4 protein-coding genes are annotated in these 2,246 nt (G+C 43.4%); all 4 read right to left on the bottom strand.

The annotated features are described in order from the left end of the window. Positions 1-214, bottom strand: a 214-nt coding sequence (locus tag K5Q99_RS21640; RefSeq protein WP_220778103.1) for a hypothetical protein, incomplete at its 3' end; no start/stop codon positions are given. An 82-nt stretch (positions 215-296) separates the two neighbouring features. Beyond that, positions 297-848 carry a tetratricopeptide repeat protein gene (locus K5Q99_RS21635; RefSeq protein ID WP_220778102.1) on the bottom strand — a complete coding sequence of 184 codons (552 nt, stop codon included), beginning with the start codon at positions 846-848 and terminating at the stop codon, positions 297-299. A gap of 340 nt (positions 849-1,188) precedes the next feature. Continuing rightward, positions 1,189-1,719 (bottom strand): GNAT family N-acetyltransferase, encoded by a 531-nt coding sequence (locus tag K5Q99_RS21630; RefSeq protein WP_220778101.1) that lies wholly within the window; start codon positions 1,717-1,719, stop codon positions 1,189-1,191. Next, a complete protein-coding gene (locus tag K5Q99_RS21625; protein WP_012586779.1) occupies positions 1,716-1,985 on the bottom strand; it encodes a type II toxin-antitoxin system TacA family antitoxin in 270 nt (89 codons plus the stop codon). Before K5Q99_RS21625 ends, K5Q99_RS21630 begins: the two co-directional genes overlap by 4 nt. Positions 1,986-2,246 lie beyond the last annotated feature (261 nt).

The following is a 2,246-nucleotide window of genomic DNA, read 5'->3' as shown; positions in this document are numbered from 1 at the left end:
GACCACAAACATTACTATCTACAAAATTTTCACAGAAGAAATAATCCCCGTCGTGATTTACATACCAATGCGTAATGTTTTTTTTATTTTTTGATTGCAATGACACTGGAATGTCTATCGCCTTATTCCAACCGTTAAGATCAAACTCACACCCTTTTGGTGGAGTTGATGAACAGCCAATTAAAACAAAAGAAAGTAATGATATTCGCCACACTCTAGATACACCTAACATGGAAGTGAGCGGCCTGCGCGGCTTTTCGCGCAGGTCCGCTCGACTGCAAGATTATGTTTCACGTTCACCGGAGCGCCTTTGCCTTGGCTTCAAAGCGAGCAGCAAGATCACTATCGGTGGCACCAGCAGCTAAGTGCCTACCATATTGGGACAATACCTCGCTGGCGTAAGCCTGTTCACGCGGGGAAAACTTTTCGGTCAATGGGAGCACACGCTCAAGATAACGGGCGCCATCGGACCACTTGTCTTGGGCGGCGAGGCTAACAGATAACTCAAGAAGACGACGACCGATCTTTTGTTCGGAAGGAACAGGCAACTTATCTTCTATTGCCAACGATTCCTTGAACAGTTGTTCGGCCTCTCCGAACTTGGATAGACCCCGCTTGATACGGCCGAGGTTGTAAAGCGCCTGAGATTTTAGCTCTGGGCCGAGGTTGCCCCAATCGGTATTTACCAGTGCTCGGTAGCAAGCCTCCTCAGCAACATCGAGGCGGCCGTTACTTTCGGCAACTGCGCATGTTTCTGAGTAATTGTCGAAAGTAGCGCGGTTGATCGGATTGGCACAGGCCCCAAGAAATACTGCAACCAAGGCTGCTACTGGAAATGAATAATTCATGCGTGCTCCAGTGAAACATAACGTCTTAAAAGTGCTCACACGCGTTTACCTATTAGACCAGTAAAAACGCGCATAGTTAATTACTTGTAATAAAAGAAAGTTATCAGTTCTTTAACAAAGAAACCATGCGGAAAAACACAGATGCGCAAGTTCAAAACCCAGCACTTCAAGCAACGTGAAAATAACTCATTGATTACAAATGGCATATACTGACACTAGCCCTGTAAACGGGACAAAGTATTTTGGTTTTATTTCGTGAAATGTGATCAAATCGATTATTACTGCATTAGTAAACAACATCTAATGTGAGGCATAAGCAGGTAAGGCGGGGAGCTTGTAGCTAAGTAAATAACTGACCGACTGTTTTCATTGGAATAAACATTCTTACACGACCGTTGATTTCACAAAGCACCTCGAAACCGTACTTAGCGTAAAATGATTCAGCTTGGCCAGTTAAGCAATCGACAACAATGGCATAAGCTCGCATGTGAGCGTTAATCTCCCAAAGGTATTCTAGCGCTTTGATTAAACTAGCTTTACCTAACCCACTGCCATGAAACTCTTTATGGACAGCAAGTTGAGCAAGCAGAAAGACCGGAATGGGATAGCGTGGTAACTTTTTACCCATGGCTTGCGGCAAGGTATTACGGCAAATTGAACTTGGTGCGATAGTATAAAATGAGCAAATTGGATATTTTTGATTGGGTAATGGCATAACAGCAGGTAAAACCATTGTACGGCTAATACCTGCTTGCATGTGTTTCGCTGCTTGAGTTTGGATAAAATCGTTTAACTCTGCTTCGCCACAGTCAAATGATGCTCTATCGTGTTGTGATTTATCCAATTCTTTAAAAGTCTTGGAATAACTCACTTAAACTCACCACGTTTAGTAAATGCTGCCGCTTCACGCAATGCCTTGTTCGGGGCCTTAGCCTCATCACAAGCCATTATGAATTGGTCGAATACATCAGCTTTAACAGTAATGCTTTCGTGCTCAGCAATCACCTGAGTTGAATCTTCGTCCATTAAGCGAACAACGTATTCAGTTAAGCTTTTTAAACCAAGCAAAGCCGATGCTTTCTCAGCCTTAGCTTTGATCTCTTCATCCAAACGGATATCAAGTCTTGCAGTAGCCATAAAACCTCCTATCGTACGGAGTAAATCCGTAATGGATTGGAGTATAAAGTTTAAACAACCACAGCGCAACTTGTACGGACGCAGTACGGATGTGATTGTTAGATTTGTGGGGGCTAATGTTTGTTTCTGACCTTCCCCCTGTGTCAGGATTGTTGTCACCCCTAAATAATCATTATGTTTAAAGACAGGGTGCGGCAAAAGAGAACGATATGGCTCGGTATTCACCAGAACGTAAAGAGGCGATCCTTAAAAAATTATTAC

The organism is Shewanella hafniensis (genome assembly GCF_019655335.1).
GTDB lineage: Bacteria > Pseudomonadota > Gammaproteobacteria > Enterobacterales > Shewanellaceae > Shewanella > Shewanella hafniensis.
The sequence above is the reverse complement of the archived record's forward strand: the minus strand, read 5'-3'. Positions and strand labels throughout refer to the sequence as shown.

What these genes read in the sequence shown, in the direction of transcription:
- K5Q99_RS21625 (WP_012586779.1), bottom strand. Translation starts at nt 1,985, where the DNA reads ATGGCTACTGCAAGACTTGATATCCGTTTGGATGAAGAGATCAAAGCT.
- K5Q99_RS21635 (WP_220778102.1), bottom strand. Translation starts at nt 848, where the DNA reads ATGAATTATTCATTTCCAGTAGCAGCCTTGGTTGCAGTATTTCTTGGG.